We start from the raw sequence: 19590 nt of genomic DNA on the forward strand, positions 1-19590 counted from the left end.
GGCCTGTGCTGGAGCAGAACTGTAGGTCGGATAAGGCGTTCGCGCCGCATCCGACAATGATTGCCCGATGCCGCAAAGGCATAAAAAGTCGATGGCGTTGAATATTTTTTCAGCGCCATTTTTATTGATGCGCGGGAAGGAAATCCCTACGCAAACGTTTTCTTTTTCTGTTAGAATGCGCCCCGAACAGGATGACAGGGCGTAAAATCGTGGGACACATATGGTCTGGATTGATTACGCCATAATCGCGGTGATTGCTTTTTCCTCTCTGGTTAGCCTGATCCGTGGCTTTGTTCGTGAAGCGTTATCGCTGGTGACATGGGGTTGTGCTTTCTTTGTTGCCAGTCATTACTACACTTACCTGTCAGTCTGGTTTACGGGCTTTGAAGACGAACTGGTTCGAAATGGGATTGCCATCGCGGTACTGTTTATCGCTACCCTGATCGTTGGTGCTATCGTGAACTTCGTGATAGGCCAGCTGGTGGAGAAAACGGGGTTGTCAGGCACCGATCGGGTGCTGGGCGTCTGTTTCGGTGCGTTGCGCGGTGTGTTGATTGTTGCTGCCATTCTCTTCTTTCTCGACTCCTTTACCGGGGTGTCGAAAAGCGAAGACTGGAGCAAATCACAGCTGATCCCGCAGTTCAGTTTTATCATCAGATGGTTTTTTGATTATCTGCAAAGCTCGTCAAGTTTCTTGCCCAGAGCGTAAGTGCTCTGAGATGTGGCTTAACGAGGAAAAAGACGTATGTGCGGTATTGTCGGTATCGCCGGTGTTATGCCGGTTAACCAGTCGATTTATGATGCCTTAACGGTGCTTCAGCATCGCGGTCAGGATGCCGCCGGCATCATCACCATAGATGCCAATAACTGCTTCCGTTTGCGTAAAGCGAACGGGCTGGTGAGCGATGTATTTGAAGCTCGCCATATGCAGCGTTTGCAGGGCAATATGGGCATTGGTCATGTGCGTTACCCTACGGCTGGCAGCTCCAGCGCCTCTGAAGCGCAGCCGTTTTACGTTAACTCTCCGTATGGTATTACGCTTGCCCACAACGGCAATCTGACCAACGCTCACGAGTTGCGTAAAAAACTGTTTGAAGAAAAACGCCGCCACATCAACACCACTTCCGACTCGGAAATTCTGCTTAATATCTTCGCCAGCGAGCTGGACAACTTCCGCCACTACCCGCTGGAAGCCGACAACATTTTCTCCGCCATTGCCGCGACTAACCGCCAAATTCGCGGCGCGTATGCCTGCGTGGCGATGATTATCGGCCACGGTATGGTCGCCTTCCGCGATCCTAACGGGATTCGTCCGCTGGTGTTGGGGAAACGTGATATCGACGAGAATCGCACAGAATATATGGTCGCTTCCGAAAGCGTTGCGCTCGATACGCTGGGCTTTGAGTTCCTGCGTGACGTCGCCCCAGGCGAAGCGATTTACATCACTGAAGAAGGGCAGTTGTTTACCCGTCAGTGTGCCGACAATCCAGTCAGCAATCCATGCTTGTTTGAGTATGTTTACTTTGCCCGTCCTGACTCGTTCATCGACAAAATTTCCGTTTACAGCGCGCGTGTGAATATGGGCACGAAACTGGGCGAGAAAATTGCCCGTGAATGGGAAGATCTTGATATCGACGTGGTGATCCCGATTCCGGAAACTTCCTGCGATATCGCGTTGGAAATCGCCCGAATTCTGGGCAAACCATACCGCCAGGGCTTTGTTAAAAACCGCTATGTTGGTCGTACCTTCATCATGCCGGGTCAGCAACTGCGTCGTAAGTCCGTGCGCCGTAAACTGAACGCCAACCGCGCCGAGTTCCGCGATAAAAACGTCCTGCTGGTGGATGACTCCATCGTGCGTGGCACCACTTCTGAGCAGATTATCGAGATGGCACGCGAAGCCGGAGCGAAGAAAGTGTACCTCGCCTCTGCGGCACCAGAGATTCGCTTCCCGAACGTTTATGGTATTGATATGCCGAGCGCCACGGAACTGATCGCTCACGGTCGCGAAGTGGATGAAATTCGCCAGATCATCGGTGCCGACGGTTTGATTTTCCAGGATCTCAACGATCTGATCGAAGCTGTTCGCGCTGAAAATCCGGATATCCAGCAGTTTGAATGCTCGGTGTTCAACGGCGTCTACGTCACCAAAGATGTTGATCAGGGCTATCTCGATTTTCTCGATACTTTACGTAATGACGACGCCAAAGCATTGCAACGTCAGAACGAAGTGGAAAACCTGGAAATGCATAACGAAGGATGATGCCTTCACTCAGGGTGCCAGTCTGGCACCCTGACTTGCAACTCCCGCCGAAATCCTGCAAAGTCTGCCTGCAAGTCTGACAGGGCAACTCTCTATGAAACGACTCATTGTAGGCATCAGTGGTGCCAGCGGCGCGATTTATGGCGTGCGCTTATTACAGGTTCTGCGCGATGTCACAGACATCGAAACGCATCTGGTTATGAGCCAGGCGGCGCGCCAGACCTTATCCCTCGAAACGGATTTTTCCCTGCGCGAAGTGCAGGCGTTAGCCGATGTAACTCATGATGCGCGCGATATTGCTGCCAGCATCTCTTCTGGTTCTTTCCAGACGCTGGGCATGGTGATTTTACCCTGTTCAATCAAGACCCTTTCCGGCATTGTCCATAGCTATACCGATGGCCTGTTGACCCGCGCGGCAGATGTGGTGCTGAAAGAGCGTCGCCCGTTGGTGCTCTGCGTGCGTGAAACACCGTTGCACTTAGGCCACCTGCGTTTAATGACTCAGGCGGCTGAAATCGGTGCGGTGATTATGCCTCCCGTTCCGGCGTTTTATCATCGCCCGCAATCCCTTGATGATGTGATAAATCAGACGGTTAACCGTGTTCTTGACCAGTTTGCGATAACCCTTCCCGTAGATCTCTTTGCCCGCTGGCAGGGCGCATAACTTTGCTGTTGCCCTGTTTCAGGGCAATTTTGCAACCGCGATCAAATCCTCGACATTTTGTTCCTTCCATTGAATCGAAACGCTGCGATTCAACCGCCATACCTGCTATCTTCAATTTCAGGACAATAATGCAACGTCTTATTAACATATTTTACGTTGAATGTTGCTGCTGTCGGCAAGATGGCATAAGACCTGCATGAACGAGCCTGCAAACACACAACACAATACACAATATAAAAAAGCCATTTCACTTGAGGGTTATGTATGAAGAAGTCGATTCTCGCTCTGTCTTTGTTAGTCGGTATCTCCGCAGCAGCTTCCAGCTACGCGGCGCTGCCGGAGACGGTACGTATCGGAACGGATACCACCTATGCACCGTTCTCATCGAAAGATGCCAAAGGTGACTTTGTTGGCTTTGATATCGATCTCGGTAACGAGATGTGCAAACGGATGCAGGTGAAATGTACCTGGGTTGCCAGTGACTTTGATGCGCTGATCCCCTCACTGAAAGCGAAAAAAATCGACGCTATTATTTCGTCGCTCTCCATTACCGATAAACGTCAGCAGGAGATTGCTTTCTCTGACAAGTTGTACGCCGCGGATTCCCGTCTGATTGCCGCTAAAGGTTCACCTATTCAGCCAACGCTGGATTCACTGAAAGGTAAACATGTCGGAGTGCTGCAAGGCTCCACTCAGGAAGCCTACGCTAACGATACCTGGCGCAGTAAAGGTATTGATGTTGTGGCTTATGCCAACCAGGATTTAGTCTATTCCGATCTTGCTGCGGGGCGTCTGGATGCTGCGTTACAAGATGAAGTCGCCGCCAGTGAAGGATTCCTTAAGCAACCTGCCGGTAAAGAGTTCGCCTTTGCTGGCCCTTCAGTGAAAGACAAAAAATACTTCGGTGACGGCACCGGTGTCGGGCTACGTAAAGATGATGCTGAACTGACGGCTGCGTTTAATAAGGCGCTTGGCGAACTGCGCCAGGATGGTACTTACGACAAGATGGCGAAAAAGTACTTCGATTTTAATGTCTACGGTGACTGATACGTCGCAGGGAAGCTGCACCTGATAGCGTCATTATCATGGTGCATTATAGGTTTGTTGCACTATCGTGGTGCATTGAAATGCATACTTAAGCAATTTTAATGAAAAATAATACGATTAACGGGCCAGGATATTTTGCCTTGTTGGTCAATTTTATGGCACGATAAGTGTAACAAACCTGTAAATATTCCCTATTAAAAGACTGTCAGTTGAGGACATTATGAAAAAACTGGTGCTATCGCTCTCCTTGGTTCTGGCCTTCTCCAGCGCGACTGCTGCTTTTGCTGCTATTCCGCAAAATATTCGCATCGGTACTGACCCGACTTATGCACCGTTTGAATCAAAAAATTCACAAGGTCAATTGGTTGGCTTTGATATCGACCTGGCGAAGGAACTGTGCAAACGCATCAATACGCAATGTACATTTGTCGAAAACCCGCTGGATGCGTTAATTCCGTCATTAAAAGCGAAGAAGATTGACGCCATCATGTCATCGCTTTCCATCACCGAAAAACGCCAGCAGGAAATAGCCTTCACCGACAAATTGTACGCCGCCGATTCTCGCCTGGTTGTGGCGAAAAATTCCGACATTCAGCCGACAGTAGAATCGCTGAAAGGCAAGCGGGTGGGCGTATTGCAGGGCACGACCCAGGAGACATTTGGTAACGAGCACTGGGCGCCAAAAGGCATTGAAATCGTCTCTTATCAGGGGCAGGACAACATTTATTCTGACCTGACCGCCGGGCGTATTGATGCCGCGTTCCAGGACGAAGTTGCCGCCAGCGAAGGTTTCCTCAAACAGCCAGTCGGTAAAGATTACAAATTCGGTGGCCCGTCTGTTAAAGATGAAAAACTGTTTGGCGTAGGCACCGGCATGGGCCTGCGTAAAGAAGATAACGAACTGCGCGAGGCACTGAACAAAGCCTTTGCCGAAATGCGCGCTGACGGTACTTACGAGAAATTAGCGAAAAAGTACTTCGATTTTGATGTTTATGGTGGTTAATCACCATCGGTGAAAGAAAGCCCGCTCCCTTTGGGTAACTGGAGGGAGACAAGAGGCAGGAAATTCACCACACACGACAGGACAGGCTGCATGTTGTATGGGTTTTCAGGTGTTATTTTACAGGGGGCGCTCGTCACGCTGGAGCTGGCTATCAGCTCTGTAGTGCTCGCTGTAATCATCGGTTTAATTGGCGCTGGCGGTAAGCTCTCGCAAAATCGGCTTTCGGGGCTGATTTTCGAAGGGTACACCACGCTGATTCGCGGCGTGCCGGACTTGGTGTTGATGCTGCTGATATTTTACGGTTTGCAGATTGCGCTAAACGCGGTGACGGAAGCGATGGGCGTCGGACAGATTGATATCGACCCGATGGTTGCCGGTATTATCACCCTGGGTTTTATTTACGGTGCTTACTTCACCGAAACGTTCCGTGGCGCGTTTATGGCGGTGCCGAAAGGACAAATAGAGGCGGCTACGGCGTTCGGTTTTACTCGCGGGCAAGTATTTCGGCGGATTATGTTTCCGGCGATGATGCGTTACGCTCTGCCGGGCATTGGCAACAACTGGCAGGTGATCCTCAAATCTACCGCTCTGGTTTCGTTACTCGGCCTGGAAGATGTGGTGAAAGCCACCCAATTGGCAGGCAAAAGTACATGGGAACCGTTCTATTTCGCCATCGTTTGTGGCGTGATTTATCTGGTTTTCACCACCGTTTCCAATGGTGTGCTGCTGTTCCTTGAGCGCCGCTACTCCGTGGGTGTGAAGAGGGCTGACCTGTGATCGAAATCTTACATGAATACTGGAAACCGCTGTTGTGGACCGACGGTTATCGCTTTACCGGCGTGGCGATTACCCTTTGGTTGCTGATTTTGTCAGTAGTGATAGGCGGAATTCTGGCGCTGTTTCTGGCGATTGGTCGCGTCTCAAGTAATAAATACATCCAGTTTCCAATCTGGTTATTTACCTATATTTTTCGCGGTACGCCGCTGTATGTGCAGTTGCTGGTGTTCTATTCCGGCATGTACACGCTGGAGATTGTTAAGGGTACCGAGTTCCTTAACGCCTTTTTCCGCAGTGGCCTGAACTGTACCGTGCTGGCGCTGACGCTCAACACCTGTGCTTACACCACCGAGATTTTTGCCGGAGCGATCCGCTCAGTGCCGCACGGGGAAATTGAAGCTGCCAGAGCCTATGGTTTCTCGACCTTTAAAATGTATCGCTGCATTATTTTACCGTCGGCGCTGCGTATTGCGTTACCGGCCTACAGCAACGAAGTGATCCTGATGTTGCACTCTACTGCGCTGGCGTTTACTGCCACGGTGCCGGATCTGCTGAAAATTGCCCGTGATATCAACGCCGCGACGTATCAACCTTTTACCGCCTTTGGCATTGCTGCGGTACTCTATTTAATCATCTCTTATGTCCTGATCAGCCTCTTTCGCAGAGCGGAAAAACGCTGGTTGCAGCATGTGAAACCTTCTTCAACGCACTGAGAATACGATGTCCGAGAATAAATTAAACGTTATCGATTTGCACAAACGCTACGGCGAACATGAAGTGCTGAAAGGGGTGTCACTGCAAGCGAACGCCGGAGATGTGATCAGCATCATCGGATCGTCGGGATCGGGGAAAAGTACCTTTCTGCGTTGCATTAACTTCCTCGAAAAACCGAGTGAAGGCTCGATCGTGGTTAACGGCCAGACTATCAATCTGGTTCGCGACAAAGACGGTCAACTGAAAGTCGCCGATAAAAATCAGCTGCGTTTACTGCGCACGCGCCTGACGATGGTGTTCCAGCACTTCAATCTCTGGAGCCACATGACGGTGCTGGAAAACGTCATGGAAGCGCCCATTCAGGTGCTGGGCCTGAGCAAGCATGAAGCGCGCGAGCGGGCGGTGAAATATCTGGCGAAAGTCGGCATAGACGAACGTGCGCAGGGGAAATATCCGGTGCATCTGTCCGGCGGTCAGCAACAGCGTGTTTCCATCGCAAGGGCGCTGGCAATGGAACCAGAAGTTCTGCTGTTTGATGAACCTACATCGGCCCTTGATCCAGAGCTGGTGGGCGAAGTGCTGCGCATTATGCAGCAGCTGGCGGAAGAGGGCAAAACGATGGTGGTGGTAACCCACGAAATGGAATTTGCTCGCCATGTCTCCACACATGTTATTTTCCTCCATCAGGGGAAAATCGAAGAAGAGGGTGCGCCAGAACAATTATTTGGCAACCCGCAAAGTCCTCGTTTGCAACAGTTCCTTAAGGGATCGCTGAAATAATTTCCTCTCCGGTGGCTAATGCTTCCGGAGTATTTTCAAGGCTAATTTGCGAGTTGGCTTCCATTGACATGTATATATTGCAGTCCACTTAAAATAGTTCTGAATTCACTGTCCAGATATAAAAACTGCCTGCTGCATTGCTTATAAAGGGTGGTTATTGTCTCGTCATCTTAAATTTGAGGGGTGACGGAACGCCATGACCATATCGACAACTTCCACACCGCATGATGCGGTATTTAAATCCTTTTTACGTCATCCGGACACCGCACGGGATTTTATTGATATTCACCTTCCTGCGCCTCTACGTAAACTTTGTGATTTATCGACGTTAAAACTGGAACCAAACAGTTTTATTGATGAAAACCTGCGGCAATATTATTCCGACATCTTGTGGTCAGTGAAAACTGATGAGGGGATGGGATATATTTATGTCGTTATTGAACACCAAAGTAAGGCGGAAGAATTAATGGCTTTTCGCATGATGCGCTATTCTATCGCGGCAATGCAAAACCATCTTGATGCAGGCTATAAAGAGCTTCCGTTAGTGATCCCGATGCTGTTTTATCATGGTTGCAGAAGTCCTTATCCTTATTCTCTATGTTGGCTTGATGAATTTGCAGAACCTGCTATTGCCCGCCAAATTTATTCATCGGCTTTTCCGCTGGTGGATATTACCGTAGTGCCGGATGACGAGATTATGCAACACCGCAAAATGGCGTTACTGGAGTTAATGCAGAAACATATTCGCCAGCGCGATCTGTTAGGATTAGTCGATCAAATTGTTTCGCTGCTAGTTACAGGGAACACTAATGACAGACAGCTAAAAGCCCTGTTTAATTATGTATTACAAACGGGAGATGCCCAGCGTTTCCGTGCATTTATTGGTGAGATAACAGAACGCGCACCACAAGAAAAGGAGAAACTGATGACCATTGCTGACAGATTACGTGAAGAAGGCGCAATGCAGGGCAAACACGAAGAAGCCCTGCGTATTGCTCAGGAGATGCTGGAGAGAGGTTTAGACCGAGAGTTAGTTTTGACACTGACCCGACTTTCGCCAGACGAGCTTTTGGCGAAAATCCACTAATTCTGAATTACCAGGAACTAACTGGCGGATGTTCGCGGTAAAACACATCAGTGAATAACGTCTGCCAGCGCCTCGTCTAAATCGTACCAGCGAAAAGCGAATCCCGCTTCTTCCAGCCTTTTTGGCAGCGCACGTTGCCCGCCTAATACCAGAACTGAAGATTCGCCCATTAACAGCCGAATAGCGGTGGCGGGGACGCGCATAATTGCCGGGCGATGCAGTGCATGACCGAGCGCGTGGGCAAATTGTTCGTTGCGTACCGGATAGGGGGCAACCATATTAAACGGTCCGCGCAGATCGTTATCCAGCAGCCAGAGAATCCCGTTGACCATATCATCGATATGAATCCAGGCCAGATACTGCCGACCAGAGCCAATGGGGCCACCTAAACCGAGGCGAAACGGCGGCAGCATTTTGCCGAGAATTCCGCCATCTGGTGCCAGCACCACACCGGTACGCAGCAGGCACACACGCGTTTTGTCGCTTTGCGCCCGACAGGCAATTTCTTCCCAGCGGGCGCAGAGTTTATGGGTAAATTCGTTATGCGGAGGCTCTTCTTCGGTAACCACTACTTCACCTAAATCACCGTAATATCCCGCCGCCGAACCAGAAATAAGGACCGACGGTGGCCTGTCGCTGGCGTTAATTAAATCCACCAGTTTTTGCGTAATATTCCAGCGACTTTGGCACAGTCGGTCTTTTTGCTCGCGAGTCCAGCGTTTGTCGGCAATCGGTTCGCCAGCCAGGTTGATTACCGCATCAACGCCGTTGAGGTTGCTTTGATCGGCAAGCCCTTGCCATAGTGTCACTTGAGGGCCGAGGATTGAACTGGCTTTCTGCGTGTTACGCGTCACCACAGTGACCTGATGGCCCAACTCCAGCAAACGCGGGATTAAATGGCGACTAATTAATCCAGTCCCTCCGGTGATCACTATATTCATGCAGCCTCCCGATATGGCGGTTAACGCTGCCAGCTCAAGGTCATTGATACCGAATCGGCGTAGCGCAGCGCGTGCAGTTTATCGATCTCCACTTCAGCATAGATTACCCAGTGATGTTCTCGTGCGATATCGAGCACATCCTGAGTTAATTTTTCCAGCAAAGAGAAACGGTTATTCTCTACGTGTTGAATGATGTTTTTGGTGACGGTGCGATAGTTCAGCGCGTCATTAATATCTTCACTGGTACGCGCTTTATCGGCGGGGTAGTGGATCGTGACATTGATAACGATATCCTGACGGTTGTTAATTTCCTCGTCCTTAATTCCGATAAATGTACGTAAACGAAGGTTCTTTATACGAATAATAGCGGCAGGTTGTGACATTGCAGGTTCCCTGTTGTTTTACTTAGACTGGAATAATACACGAGAACCTTTCTCAGTTAACTATCTGAGATCTCATCATTCAATTGAGCCTTTAATAGTGATTGCCCGGTGGCAGGGCGCGAACGGATCCGCTCATGCCAGTTCTTCGCTGCCGGGTACATAGCAAGGTCAATTCGCTGGCGAGCATATGCATTTACCCACGGCCAACAGGCAATATCCGCAATGCTGTAATCTTCGCCGCCAAGCCAGGGGGCGTTTTCCAGGCGCTTATTGAGTACCTGATACAGACGCTGGGTTTCAACCTGATAACGTTCAATAGCGTAAGGAATAGTCTGTGGCGCAGCATGATTAAAATGATGATTCTGTCCGAGCATTGGCCCCAGGCCGCCAACCTGCCAGAATAACCATTGTAAGGTGGTGGCGCGCTCACGCGGGTCGTGACTTAAAAATAGTCCCGTTTTCTCTGCCAGATACAACAATATTGCACCTGACTCAAAGAGGCTTAACGGTTCGCCGCCATCAGTCGGTGAATGATCAACAATTGCCGGAATCTTATTGTTCGGCGAAATGCGCAAAAACTCCGGGCGAAACTGACAGCCTTTCCCCAAGTCAACCTTAATTAAACGATAATCCAGGCCAGCCTCTTCGAGAAACAGCGTAATTTTGTGGCCATTTGGGGTAGGGGCATAATAGAGATCGATCATTGCAGCTCCGGTTGTCTAATAATCTGAACATCTCAAGTATAGAAACCCGGGAGGCTTGCGTGAGTTTTCATCAAGTAACCGTGGCAAAAAGGCTCTATAGTTTGAGAGCAAGCCCCTTTATCGCCGAGGATATAATGAGTAAACCCGCTATCACGCTTTGGTCAGATGCCCATTTTTTCTCCCCCTACGTGTTATCTGCCTGGGTGGCGTTGCAGGAGAAAGGACTACCTTTTCATATAAAGACTATCGACCTTGACAGCGGTGAACATTTACAGCCGACGTGGCAAGGTTACGGGCAGACACGCCGCGTGCCTTTGTTACAGATTGATGATTTTGAGTTGAGTGAATCCTCTGCCATAGCGGAATATCTGGAAGACCGTTTTGCGCCGCCGACCTGGGAACGCATTTATCCATTGGATCTGCAAAACCGGGCGCGTGCACGGCAGATTCAGGCATGGCTGCGGAGCGACCTGATGCCTCTGCGTGAAGAGCGTTCGACGGATGTCGTTTTTGCTGGCGCAAAAAAAGCACCGCTAACGGCGGAGGGAAAAGCCAGCGCGCAGAAATTGTTCGCAATGGCAGAACATTTACTGACGCATAACCAGCCTAATTTGTTTGGCGAGTGGTGCATTGCCGATACTGATTTAGCGCTAATGATTAATCGTCTGGTGCTGCACGGCGATGAGGTGCCGGAGCGTATGGTGGATTATGCGGCATTCCAGTGGCAGCGTGCTTCAGTTCAGCGTTTTATTGCACTTTCAGCAAAGCAATCTGGCTGATAGCAGCGACAGAATCCAGTATCATAGCTTACGTTTTTTCGACGAGGAGTGAGTGATGAAACTGATGTTTGCATCGGACATTCATGGGTCGTTACCGGCGACGGAACGTGTACTGGAGTTGTTTGCCCAAAGCGGCGCGCAGTGGCTGGTGATTCTTGGCGACGTGTTGAATCACGGCCCACGCAATGCTTTACCGGAGGGCTATGCGCCGGCAAAGGTGGCGGAACGCTTGAATGAAGTGGCGCATAAAGTCATCGCTGTACGTGGCAACTGCGACAGTGAAGTGGACCAAATGCTGCTGCATTTCCCAATGACCGCGCCATGGCAACAGGTGTTGCTGGAAAAACAGCGCCTGTTTCTGACACATGGGCATCTGTTTGGCCCGGATAATCTGCCGGCGTTAAACCAGAACGACGTGCTGGTGTATGGTCATACCCATCTGCCGGTGGCGGAGCAGCGGGGGGAGATTTTCCACTTCAACCCCGGTTCGGTTAGCATTCCGAAAGGCGGCAATCTGGCGAGCTACGGCATGCTCGAAGATGACGTACTAAGCGTAATCGCACTCAATGATCAAAGTATCATTGCGCAGGTCGCGATTAATCCGTAATTTACCCAACAACTCAAAATGCGCCGTAAGAGCGCCAGAAAAAGAAGGTTTCCTGATAATGGAACAGCGTCGTTTGGCAAGTACTGAATGGGTGGATATTGTCAATGAAGATAACGAAGTCATTGCACAAGCCAGCCGGGAACAAATGCGGGCACAGTGTCTGCGTCATCGTGCAACTTACATCGTCGTGCATGATGGTATGGGCAAAATTCTGGTCCAGCGTCGTACCGAGACAAAAGACTTTTTACCCGGCATGTTAGATGCTACTGCTGGTGGTGTGGTCCAGGCTGATGAACAACTGCTGGAATCCGCACGTCGCGAAGCGGAAGAAGAGTTGGGCATTGCCGGTGTCCCCTTTGCCGAGCACGGGCAGTTCTATTTCGAAGATAAAAATTGCCGTGTCTGGGGCGCGTTGTTCAGCTGTGTTTCTCACGGCCCTTTCGCCCTTCAGGAAGATGAAGTCAGCGAGGTCTGCTGGCTGACGCCAGAAGAAATCACCGCGCGTTGCGATGAGTTCACACCAGACTCGCTAAAAGCTTTGGCGTTGTGGATGAAGCGCAATGCCAACAATGAAGCCGTAGAGACTGAAACGGCAGAATGAAAAAAGAGCCGCAATCGCGGCTCTTAACGTTTTTAATGGTAGCCCATCAACTGAGCGCCTATCACCACCACGCTGGACATAATAAACAGCAGTCCAAGCAGTGTTGCCCCCACTTTTATCCAGTTACGGAAGTCCACCCGGCAAACACCGAGCGTGGCCATTAACGAAGCCGAGGTCGGGTAAATGATATGACTGAAGCCATCGCCAAACTGGAAGGCCAGCACGGTAACCTGACGGTTAACGCCGACCAGATCGCCAAGCGGTGCCAGTAACGGCATGGTTAACGCGGCCTGGCCAGAACCGGATGTCACGAAGAAATTAAATACCGCCTGGAAGAGCAGCATAAACCACGCCGCGACCGCGTTATCAAGGCCGCTAATGGCATTGGCAATGCTGTTGAGGATGGTATTCAGTACGCTGGCATCACCGGCTTCGCCGTTACCTACCAGCAGCAAAATCCCTTTGGCGAAACCAACCAGCAGGGCGGGGGCTATCATCATTCGCGCGCCTTCGGTAAATGATGAAGCCATGGTGTTTACCGTCATACCATTCAGACGGAAGACAACGCCGATGATGCCAATTACCAGACCCATAGCGAAGAACTGGCTGGCAATTTCAGGAATAAACCAGGCATTGACGATAACGCCCCAAATCACCCAGATCATGACGGCGGTTAAAACAATTAATACCAGCCAGTCACCAAAGGTAAATGGGCGCTGTTCGACATCCGCCTGTTTTTCGCGGAAGAAACGATCGGACTCATGAACGCGTGACAACAGAGGATTCTTTTTCACCCGTGAGGCGTACACCATGGTGAAGACCAGGCCAATCAGAGTAGAGATTACCCATACCACGATGCGCAAACCGGAGCCAGAAAGCACCGGAACACCAGCGATCCCCTGGGCGACGACCACGCAGAACGGGTTCATCCACGAGCTGGCAAAACCGATTTGCGTAGCGATATAGGTTACCAGGACGGTGGTGATACTGTCATAACCCAGCCGTACCATGAGTGGCGCGATGATGATGGCAAAGGCGACAGCCTCTTCCCCCATGCCAAATACCGCACCGCCGAGTGAAAAGAGAATAAATAACGCCGGAATGAAAAGAATTTCATTCCCTCGTGTGTGGCGGATAAGCGCCAGGATGCCGTTATCAATAGTTCCTGTACGCATCACGATGCCAAACGCGCCGCCAATCACCAGCATAAACATGATGATGCCAACGGCGGTCCCATATTTCGAACCAGAGGTTAGCCCTTCAAACGGGAAGTTCATCAGGCCGGGACGTTCATCGCCCGTCGAGAACAGTTGTACGCGGTGATACTCTGGTTCGCCCGCCTCGTTGGTCAGAATGCGAAATGAGTGAGGGTCTACAACCTTGCGTGTTTTTGTCTGACCATCAACCTGATATTGCACTTCCTGACTGTCAAACATTCCCACCGGAACAACCCAGGTGGCGAGACTGGTTAAAATAGCAACAAAAAAGATAATCACCAGAGTATCGGGCATTGCCCATCTTCTGGTTGGTTTGGATTCAGTGATTGCTGACATAGCGCAAATTTTCCCTTGCACAAGACAAAGTGGTAAGTATGCAAAGTGAGATGACGCAATTCATTGATGCAGCGCAGTTAAGCAAGATAATCAGAAAGGAGTAATGCAAATTAAGAGAATAAAAAACCGGAAATAGTGGCTATTTCCGGTTCTGATATCCGCAGCAGTAAGGCTGCGGATTATGACGAGATTACTGCTGCTGTGCAGACTGAATTGCAGTCAGCGCTATGGTGTAGACGATATCGTCAACCAGTGCGCCACGGGACAGGTCGTTAACCGGCTTGCGCATACCCTGCAGCATCGGCCCGATGGAGATCAGGTCGGCAGAACGCTGTACCGCTTTGTAGGTGGTGTTACCGGTGTTCAGATCAGGGAAGATGAACACGGTAGCGCGACCTGCAACCGGAGAGTTCGGCGCTTTAGATTTCGCAACGTCAGCCATTACCGCAGCGTCGTACTGCAGCGGGCCGTCGATCATCAGGTCAGGACGTTTTTCCTGCGCCAGACGAGTTGCTTCGCGAACTTTCTCTACGTCGCTACCTGCACCAGAAGTACCGGTGGAGTAGGAGAGCATAGCCACACGCGGTTCGATACCGAAGGCTGCGGCGGAATCCGCGGACTGGATGGCGATTTCAGCCAGCTGTTCTGCGGTCGGATCCGGGTTGATCGCACAGTCACCGTAAACGTAAACCTGTTCCGGCAGCAGCATGAAGAACACGGAAGATACCAGAGAGCTACCCGGTGCAGTTTTGATCAGCTGCAGCGGCGGACGGATGGTGTTTGCGGTAGTGTGAACAGCACCAGAAACCAGACCATCAACTTCATCCTGTTCCAGCATCAGGGTACCGAGAACCACGTTGTCTTCCAGCTGTTCGCGGGCAACGGTTTCGGTCATGCCTTTGTTCTTACGCAGTTCGACCAGACGAGCAACATATTTTTCGCGAACCACTTCTGGATCAACGATTTCAATGCCTGCGCCCAGTTCTACGCCTTGAGACGCTGCAACTCGGTTGATCTCTGCCGGGTTGCCCAACAGTACGCAAGTTGCGATACCACGTTCAGCACAGATGGCGGCTGCTTTAACGGTACGCGGTTCGTCGCCTTCCGGCAGAACGATACGTTTGCCCGCTTTGCGCGCCAGTTCGGTCAGCTGATAACGGAACGCAGGCGGAGACAGACGGCGGCTGCGCTCGGAAGTGGCAGTCAGAGAGTCAATCCAGTCAGCGTTGATGTAGTTAGCAACGTATTCCTGAACTTTCTCGATACGCTCGTGATCGTCAACCGGAACTTCCAGGTTGAAGCTCTGCAGGCTCAGAGAAGTCTGCCAGGTGTTGGTGTTCACCATGAATACCGGCAGGCCGGTGGCGAAAGCGCGTTCGCACAGTTTAGAAATGCGCGCGTCCATTTCATAGCCGCCAGTCAGCAGCAGGGCGCCGATTTCTACGCCGTTCATTGCAGCAAGGCAAGCGGCAACCAGTACGTCAGGACGGTCTGCGGAAGTTACCAGCAGAGAACCTGCACGGAAGTGCTCCAGCATGTGCGGAATGCTACGTGCACAGAAAGTTACAGATTTCACGCGGCGAGTGTTGATGTCGCCTTCGTTGATGATGGTGGCATTCAGGTGGCGTGCCATATCGATAGCACGAGTCGCGATCAGATCAAAGCTCCACGGCACAGCGCCGAGAACCGGCAGCGGGCTGGATTCTTGCAGCTTCGCTGGATCAACATTGTTGATTTTAGCTTTGGAAGAGTCATCGAAAATCTCGGACAGATCCGGGCGAGTACGACCCTGTTCATCAACCGGTGCGTTCAGTTTGTTAACGATAACGCCAGTGATGTTGGTGTTTTTGGCACCACCGAAGCTGTTACGAGTCAGTTCGATACGCTCTTTCAGCTGTTCCGGGGTGTCAGTACCCTGAGACATAACGAAGACGATTTCCGCGTTCAGCGTTTTGGCGATTTCGTAGTTCAGAGACTGGGCAAACTGGTGTTTACGTGTCGGTACCAGACCTTCAACCAGAACCACTTCAGCGTCTTTGGTGTTAGCGTGGTAGTTCGCGACGATCTCTTCCATCAGCACATCTTTTTTATTGCTGGAAAGCAGACCTTCAACGTAGCTCATTTTCAGCGGTTCGGCGGCTGTCGTGGTGGAAGAGCTCGCACGCACGATAGTCGTTGTCTGATCGGGCGCATCGCCACCGGTACGCGGCTGAGCAATAGGTTTGAAAACGCTCAGACGAACGCCTTTGCGTTCCATTGCACGGATCACGCCGAGGCTGACGCTGGTCAGACCGACGCTGGTTCCGGTAGGGATCAGCATAATAATACGGGACACGGTTTATCCTCTTTCGTTACCGCCGGTTGGCGGGTTACAAAACAGCACCGCCAGCTGGGCTGGCGGTGTGAAATCAGGCAGTCAGGCGGCTCGCGTCTTGCGCGATGACCAGTTCTTCGTTGGTTGGGATAACCACCGCAGGACGGGTACCTTCTTTGTTGATGAAACCAGATTTGCCGAAACGTGCAGCCAGGTTGCGTTCGCGATCAACTTCAAAGCCCAGCACGCCCAGTTTGCCCAGAGACAGTTCACGAACCATCGCTGCGTTTTCACCGATACCACCGGTGAATACAACAGCGTCCAGACGACCATCCATCAGCGCGGTGTATGCACCGATGTATTTCGCCAGGCGGTGGCAGTAAACGTCCATTGCGCGCTTCGCGTCTTCTTTCGTCGCGTAGTTATCTTCAACATAGCGGCAGTCGCTGGTCACTTCGGTCAGACCCAGCAGGCCAGACTCTTTGGTCAGCAGTTTGTTGATGGCATCAACGCTCATGCCGAGGGTGTCGTGCAGGTGGAAAATGATCGCCGGATCGATGTCACCAGAACGAGTACCCATTACCAGGCCTTCCAGCGGAGTCAGACCCATAGAGGTATCAACGCATTTGCCGTTACGGATAGCAGAAACGGAACCACCGTTGCCCAGGTGGCAGGTGATGATGTTCAGTTCTTCTACCGGTTTGTTCAGCATTTTTGCCGCTTCCTGAGTTACATAGAAGTGGCTGGTGCCGTGCGCGCCATAACGACGGATGCCGTGCTCTTTGTACAGGTTGTACGGCAGGGCGTAGAGGTAAGACTCTTCCGGCATAGTCTGGTGGAACGCCGTGTCAAATACAGCAACGTTTTTATCTTTCAACTGCGGGAAAGATTTCAGTGCTTCTTCGATACCGATCAGGTGAGCCGGGTTGTGCAGCGGTGCAAAAGAAGCTGCATCTTTGATACCCTGAATAACAGACTCGTCGATCACTACGGAGCTGGTATACTTCTCACCGCCGTGTACGATACGGTGACCGATAGCGGTCAGCTGCGCAGACAGTTCTGGTTTTTGTGCCAGAATAGTATTAACGATAAAGTTGAGCGCTTCGCTGTGAGCGGCGCCTGCACCTAAAGCCGCTTCTTGTTTATTGCCGTCCATTTTCCATTTGATACGTGCTTCGGGCAGGTGGAAACATTCGGCTAAACCAGAAAGGTACTCTTCACCATTCGCTGCATCGATGATTGCAAATTTCAGTGAAGAACTACCGCAGTTCAGAACCAGTACTAACTTACTCGACATGGAAGTACCTATAATTGATACGTGGCTAAAAAAACGTCAGGGAGCCATAGAGCGTAGCGCATGATGACACCGACATTTATGATTAACATCATGCACTGCAAATTTTTTTTGCATGATGGAAGAAATATCTTGAGTCTATGCCATTTTGCGTAATTTTCAGCCAATGGCATAATGTTTATGAATTTGACGACTCAATGAATATGTACTACTCGGCCATTTCAGGCTGCTAAAGGATACCTGATTGTGGGTATGGAAGACAAAATGTTTTGAACGTTGTCCCGCTGAGTTGTGAATTTGCACAAATTTTTGAATCTTTATATGTGAAGTTGAGGTGAAGCATGTCAACGCCGGATAATCGTTCTGTTAATTTTTTTAGCTTGTTTCGCCGGGGACAGCATTACTCAAAGACGTGGCCGCTGGAAAAACGCCTTGCCCCGGTCTTTGTTGAGAATCGTGTCATTAAGATGACGCGCTATGCGATCCGCTTTATGCCGCCGATCGCCGTGTTTACTCTCTGCTGGCAGATTGCGCTGGGCGGTCAGCTTGGTCCGGCAGTCGCCACTGCGTTGTTCGCCCTAAGCTTACCCATGCAGGGACTGTGGTGGCTGGGCAAGCGTTCTGTAACGCCATTACCACCTGCAATCCTCAACTGGTTTTATGAAGTTCGCGGTAAATTGCAGGAGTCTGGACAGGTGCTGGCACCTGTTGAAGGCAAGCCAGATTACCAGGCATTAGCTGACACGCTTAAGCGCGCCTTCAAACAACTGGATAAAACTTTCCTTGATGATTTGTAATTGACCCCTGATTACGCATATAAAAGAAGGCAGACATCGGCCTTCTTTTTTTTCACCGTAGTAGAGTGATACAGGAGTCAACAATGGAAATGACCAACGCACAACGTCTTATTTTGTCTAACCAGTACAAAATGATGACTATGCTCGATCCGGCAAATGCTGAACGTTACCGTCGCCTGCAAACAATCATTGAGCGTGGTTATGGTTTACAAATGCGTGAACTGGATCGCGAGTTTGGCGAGCTGAAAGAAGAAACTTGCCGCACTATCATCGACATTATGGAGATGTATCACGCGCTGCATGTTTCCTGGTCTAATTTACAGGACCAGCAATCCATCGATGAACGTCGTGTCACCTTCCTCGGCTTTGACGCCGCCACCGAAGCACGTTATCTCGGTTATGTCCGCTTTATGGTTAACGTTGAAGGGCGTTACACCCATTTTGATGCCGGAACTCACGGTTTTAATGCCCAGACGCCAATGTGGGAGAAATATCTGCGCATGTTGAATGTCTGGCATGCCTGCCCGCGTCAGTATCACCTGAGCGCTAACGAAATTAACCAAATCATCAACGCCTGAGGAGGCCCGCGTGCGGTGTAAAGGTTTTCTGTTTGATCTGGATGGAACGCTGGTGGATTCTCTGCCCGCGGTAGAGCGGGCGTGGAGCAACTGGGCCAGACGTCATGGGCTAGCACCGGAAGATGTGCTGGCGTTTATTCATGGTAAACAGGCGATTACGTCTCTGCGCCATTTCATGATGGGCAAATCGGAGACGGAAATTGCCGCCGAGTTTACCCGTCTGGAACAAATCGAGGCCACGGAAACCGAAGGTATTACCGCACTCCCAGGGGCGATAGCTTTACTCAATCATTTGAATAAAGCGGGGATTCCGTGGGCCATTGTCACTTCTGGTTCCATGCCTGTTGCGCGAGCACGTCACAAAGTCGCCGGACTTCCCGCGCCGGAAGTGTTTGTTACCGCAGAGCGGGTTAAACGTGGAAAACCAGAGCCGGATGCATATCTGTTAGGTGCACAACTGTTGGGCCTTGCGCCGCAGGAATGCGTGGTGGTAGAGGATGCTCCCGCTGGTGTGCTTTCTGGCCTGGCGGCGGGTTGCAAGGTTATCGCAGTCAATGCACCGGCTGAGACGCCGCGTCTGAATGAGGTAGATTTGGTCCTCCATAGTCTGGAACAAATTACTGTGATCAAACAGCCAAATGGTGACGTTATTATTGCGTGAAACGCCAGATCATGATTTAGCCCCGTCCCGACGGGGCTTTTTT

The 19590-nt window shown here is 50.8% G+C and carries 21 protein-coding genes; 15 read left to right on the forward strand and 6 right to left on the reverse strand.

The window, feature by feature from the left end:
- The first annotated feature begins 220 nt into the window (after positions 1-220).
- From cvpA to FEK66_RS10835, 9 genes are all read left to right on the forward strand, one after another.
- The gene (gene cvpA / locus FEK66_RS10795; protein ID WP_000262113.1) at positions 221-709 is read left to right on the forward strand and encodes a colicin V production protein; all 489 of its coding nucleotides are present in this window, start codon (positions 221-223) and stop codon (positions 707-709) included.
- Between the two features lie 36 nt (positions 710-745).
- Entirely contained in the window at positions 746-2263 is a 1518-nt protein-coding gene (gene purF / locus FEK66_RS10800) for an amidophosphoribosyltransferase (protein ID WP_130207254.1), read from the forward strand.
- A 94-nt stretch (positions 2264-2357) separates the two neighbouring features.
- Complete coding sequence (gene ubiX, locus FEK66_RS10805; protein WP_130260570.1) at positions 2358-2927, forward strand: flavin prenyltransferase UbiX; 570 nt, start codon at positions 2358-2360, stop codon at positions 2925-2927.
- A 264-nt stretch (positions 2928-3191) separates the two neighbouring features.
- Positions 3192-3974 carry a lysine/arginine/ornithine ABC transporter substrate-binding protein ArgT gene (gene argT / locus FEK66_RS10810; protein ID WP_130207252.1) on the forward strand — a complete coding sequence of 261 codons (783 nt, stop codon included), beginning with the start codon at positions 3192-3194 and terminating at the stop codon, positions 3972-3974.
- A 220-nt stretch (positions 3975-4194) separates the two neighbouring features.
- Positions 4195-4977 carry a histidine ABC transporter substrate-binding protein HisJ gene (hisJ, locus tag FEK66_RS10815; protein WP_138211464.1) on the forward strand — a complete coding sequence of 261 codons (783 nt, stop codon included), beginning with the start codon at positions 4195-4197 and terminating at the stop codon, positions 4975-4977.
- A gap of 90 nt (positions 4978-5067) precedes the next feature.
- Positions 5068-5754, forward strand: a complete 687-nt coding sequence (gene hisQ / locus FEK66_RS10820; protein ID WP_130207250.1) for a histidine ABC transporter permease HisQ — start codon at positions 5068-5070, stop codon at positions 5752-5754.
- On the forward strand, positions 5751-6467 hold the full coding sequence (locus FEK66_RS10825) for an ABC transporter permease (protein ID WP_000569948.1): 717 nt from the start codon (positions 5751-5753) through the stop codon (positions 6465-6467). The genes hisQ and FEK66_RS10825 overlap by 4 nt, the downstream gene beginning before the upstream one ends.
- A gap of 7 nt (positions 6468-6474) precedes the next feature.
- Complete coding sequence (gene hisP / locus FEK66_RS10830; protein WP_130260569.1) at positions 6475-7248, forward strand: histidine ABC transporter ATP-binding protein HisP; 774 nt, start codon at positions 6475-6477, stop codon at positions 7246-7248.
- Between the two features lie 196 nt (positions 7249-7444).
- A complete protein-coding gene (locus FEK66_RS10835) occupies positions 7445-8335 on the forward strand; it encodes an Rpn family recombination-promoting nuclease/putative transposase (protein ID WP_135494655.1) in 891 nt (296 codons plus the stop codon).
- 47 nt (positions 8336-8382) lie between these two features.
- Here the strand turns inward: FEK66_RS10835 and FEK66_RS10840 are convergent, their stop codons facing one another.
- The 3 genes from FEK66_RS10840 to yfcG are packed head-to-tail and all read right to left on the reverse strand — an operon-like array spanning position 8383 to position 10363.
- Positions 8383-9276 carry a TIGR01777 family oxidoreductase gene (locus FEK66_RS10840; protein WP_135494652.1) on the reverse strand — a complete coding sequence of 298 codons (894 nt, stop codon included), beginning with the start codon at positions 9274-9276 and terminating at the stop codon, positions 8383-8385.
- A 20-nt stretch (positions 9277-9296) separates the two neighbouring features.
- Positions 9297-9659, reverse strand: a complete 363-nt coding sequence (gene folX, locus FEK66_RS10845) for a dihydroneopterin triphosphate 2'-epimerase (RefSeq protein WP_135494649.1) — start codon at positions 9657-9659, stop codon at positions 9297-9299.
- 56 nt (positions 9660-9715) lie between these two features.
- Positions 9716-10363, reverse strand: a complete 648-nt coding sequence (yfcG, locus tag FEK66_RS10850; protein ID WP_130207238.1) for a GSH-dependent disulfide bond oxidoreductase — start codon at positions 10361-10363, stop codon at positions 9716-9718.
- A 134-nt stretch (positions 10364-10497) separates the two neighbouring features.
- Here yfcG and yfcF point away from each other — a divergent pair, with 134 nt between their 5' ends.
- From yfcF to yfcD, 3 genes are read left to right on the forward strand one after another with little or no spacing between them, the layout of a single operon-like run.
- Positions 10498-11142, forward strand: a complete 645-nt coding sequence (gene yfcF / locus FEK66_RS10855; RefSeq protein ID WP_130207236.1) for a glutathione transferase — start codon at positions 10498-10500, stop codon at positions 11140-11142.
- Positions 11143-11197: 55 nt separating this feature from the next.
- A complete protein-coding gene (gene yfcE / locus FEK66_RS10860; protein WP_064526570.1) occupies positions 11198-11749 on the forward strand; it encodes a phosphodiesterase in 552 nt (183 codons plus the stop codon).
- 58 nt (positions 11750-11807) lie between these two features.
- The gene (gene yfcD / locus FEK66_RS10865) at positions 11808-12350 is read left to right on the forward strand and encodes an NUDIX hydrolase YfcD (protein WP_130207234.1); all 543 of its coding nucleotides are present in this window, start codon (positions 11808-11810) and stop codon (positions 12348-12350) included.
- A gap of 32 nt (positions 12351-12382) precedes the next feature.
- Here the strand turns inward: yfcD and yfcC are convergent, their stop codons facing one another.
- The 3 genes from yfcC to ackA form a co-directional block, all read right to left on the reverse strand.
- A complete protein-coding gene (yfcC, locus tag FEK66_RS10870; protein WP_130207232.1) occupies positions 12383-13903 on the reverse strand; it encodes a putative basic amino acid antiporter YfcC in 1521 nt (506 codons plus the stop codon).
- Between the two features lie 190 nt (positions 13904-14093).
- Complete coding sequence (gene pta / locus FEK66_RS10875; RefSeq protein ID WP_130207230.1) at positions 14094-16238, reverse strand: phosphate acetyltransferase; 2145 nt, start codon at positions 16236-16238, stop codon at positions 14094-14096.
- A 73-nt stretch (positions 16239-16311) separates the two neighbouring features.
- Entirely contained in the window at positions 16312-17514 is a 1203-nt protein-coding gene (gene ackA, locus FEK66_RS10880; RefSeq protein WP_130207228.1) for an acetate kinase, read from the reverse strand.
- A gap of 338 nt (positions 17515-17852) precedes the next feature.
- On the opposite strand from ackA, the gene yfbV reads away from it, so the two are divergent.
- The 3 genes from yfbV to hxpA all read left to right on the forward strand — a co-directional run bounded on the left by yfbV (position 17853) and on the right by hxpA (position 19547).
- Positions 17853-18308 carry a terminus macrodomain insulation protein YfbV gene (gene yfbV / locus FEK66_RS10885; RefSeq protein ID WP_000106627.1) on the forward strand — a complete coding sequence of 152 codons (456 nt, stop codon included), beginning with the start codon at positions 17853-17855 and terminating at the stop codon, positions 18306-18308.
- 83 nt (positions 18309-18391) lie between these two features.
- Positions 18392-18886: a YfbU family protein gene (locus FEK66_RS10890; protein WP_064526599.1), complete on the forward strand. Its 495-nt coding sequence runs from the start codon at positions 18392-18394 to the stop codon at positions 18884-18886.
- Positions 18887-18896: 10 nt separating this feature from the next.
- Positions 18897-19547 (forward strand): hexitol phosphatase HxpA, encoded by a 651-nt coding sequence (gene hxpA / locus FEK66_RS10895; protein ID WP_130260563.1) that lies wholly within the window; start codon positions 18897-18899, stop codon positions 19545-19547.
- Positions 19548-19590: the final 43 nt, after the last annotated feature.

It is taken from the genome of Escherichia sp. E1130 (assembly GCF_005781065.1).
Classification (GTDB): domain Bacteria; phylum Pseudomonadota; class Gammaproteobacteria; order Enterobacterales; family Enterobacteriaceae; genus Escherichia.

Coding starts and splice junctions, on each gene's coding strand:
- cvpA (WP_000262113.1), top strand. CDS start 221: ATGGTCTGGATTGATTACGCCATAATCGCGGTGATTGCTTTTTCCTCT.
- purF (WP_130207254.1), top strand. CDS start 746: ATGTGCGGTATTGTCGGTATCGCCGGTGTTATGCCGGTTAACCAGTCG.
- ubiX (WP_130260570.1), top strand. CDS start 2,358: ATGAAACGACTCATTGTAGGCATCAGTGGTGCCAGCGGCGCGATTTAT.
- argT (WP_130207252.1), top strand. CDS start 3,192: ATGAAGAAGTCGATTCTCGCTCTGTCTTTGTTAGTCGGTATCTCCGCA.
- hisJ (WP_138211464.1), top strand. CDS start 4,195: ATGAAAAAACTGGTGCTATCGCTCTCCTTGGTTCTGGCCTTCTCCAGC.
- hisQ (WP_130207250.1), top strand. CDS start 5,068: ATGTTGTATGGGTTTTCAGGTGTTATTTTACAGGGGGCGCTCGTCACG.
- hisP (WP_130260569.1), top strand. CDS start 6,475: ATGTCCGAGAATAAATTAAACGTTATCGATTTGCACAAACGCTACGGC.
- FEK66_RS10835 (WP_135494655.1), top strand. CDS start 7,445: ATGACCATATCGACAACTTCCACACCGCATGATGCGGTATTTAAATCC.
- FEK66_RS10840 (WP_135494652.1), bottom strand. CDS start 9,276: ATGAATATAGTGATCACCGGAGGGACTGGATTAATTAGTCGCCATTTA.
- folX (WP_135494649.1), bottom strand. CDS start 9,659: ATGTCACAACCTGCCGCTATTATTCGTATAAAGAACCTTCGTTTACGT.
- yfcG (WP_130207238.1), bottom strand. CDS start 10,363: ATGATCGATCTCTATTATGCCCCTACCCCAAATGGCCACAAAATTACG.
- yfcF (WP_130207236.1), top strand. CDS start 10,498: ATGAGTAAACCCGCTATCACGCTTTGGTCAGATGCCCATTTTTTCTCC.
- yfcE (WP_064526570.1), top strand. CDS start 11,198: ATGAAACTGATGTTTGCATCGGACATTCATGGGTCGTTACCGGCGACG.
- yfcD (WP_130207234.1), top strand. CDS start 11,808: ATGGAACAGCGTCGTTTGGCAAGTACTGAATGGGTGGATATTGTCAAT.
- yfcC (WP_130207232.1), bottom strand. CDS start 13,903: ATGTCAGCAATCACTGAATCCAAACCAACCAGAAGATGGGCAATGCCC.
- ackA (WP_130207228.1), bottom strand. CDS start 17,514: ATGTCGAGTAAGTTAGTACTGGTTCTGAACTGCGGTAGTTCTTCACTG.
- yfbV (WP_000106627.1), top strand. CDS start 17,853: ATGTCAACGCCGGATAATCGTTCTGTTAATTTTTTTAGCTTGTTTCGC.
- FEK66_RS10890 (WP_064526599.1), top strand. CDS start 18,392: ATGGAAATGACCAACGCACAACGTCTTATTTTGTCTAACCAGTACAAA.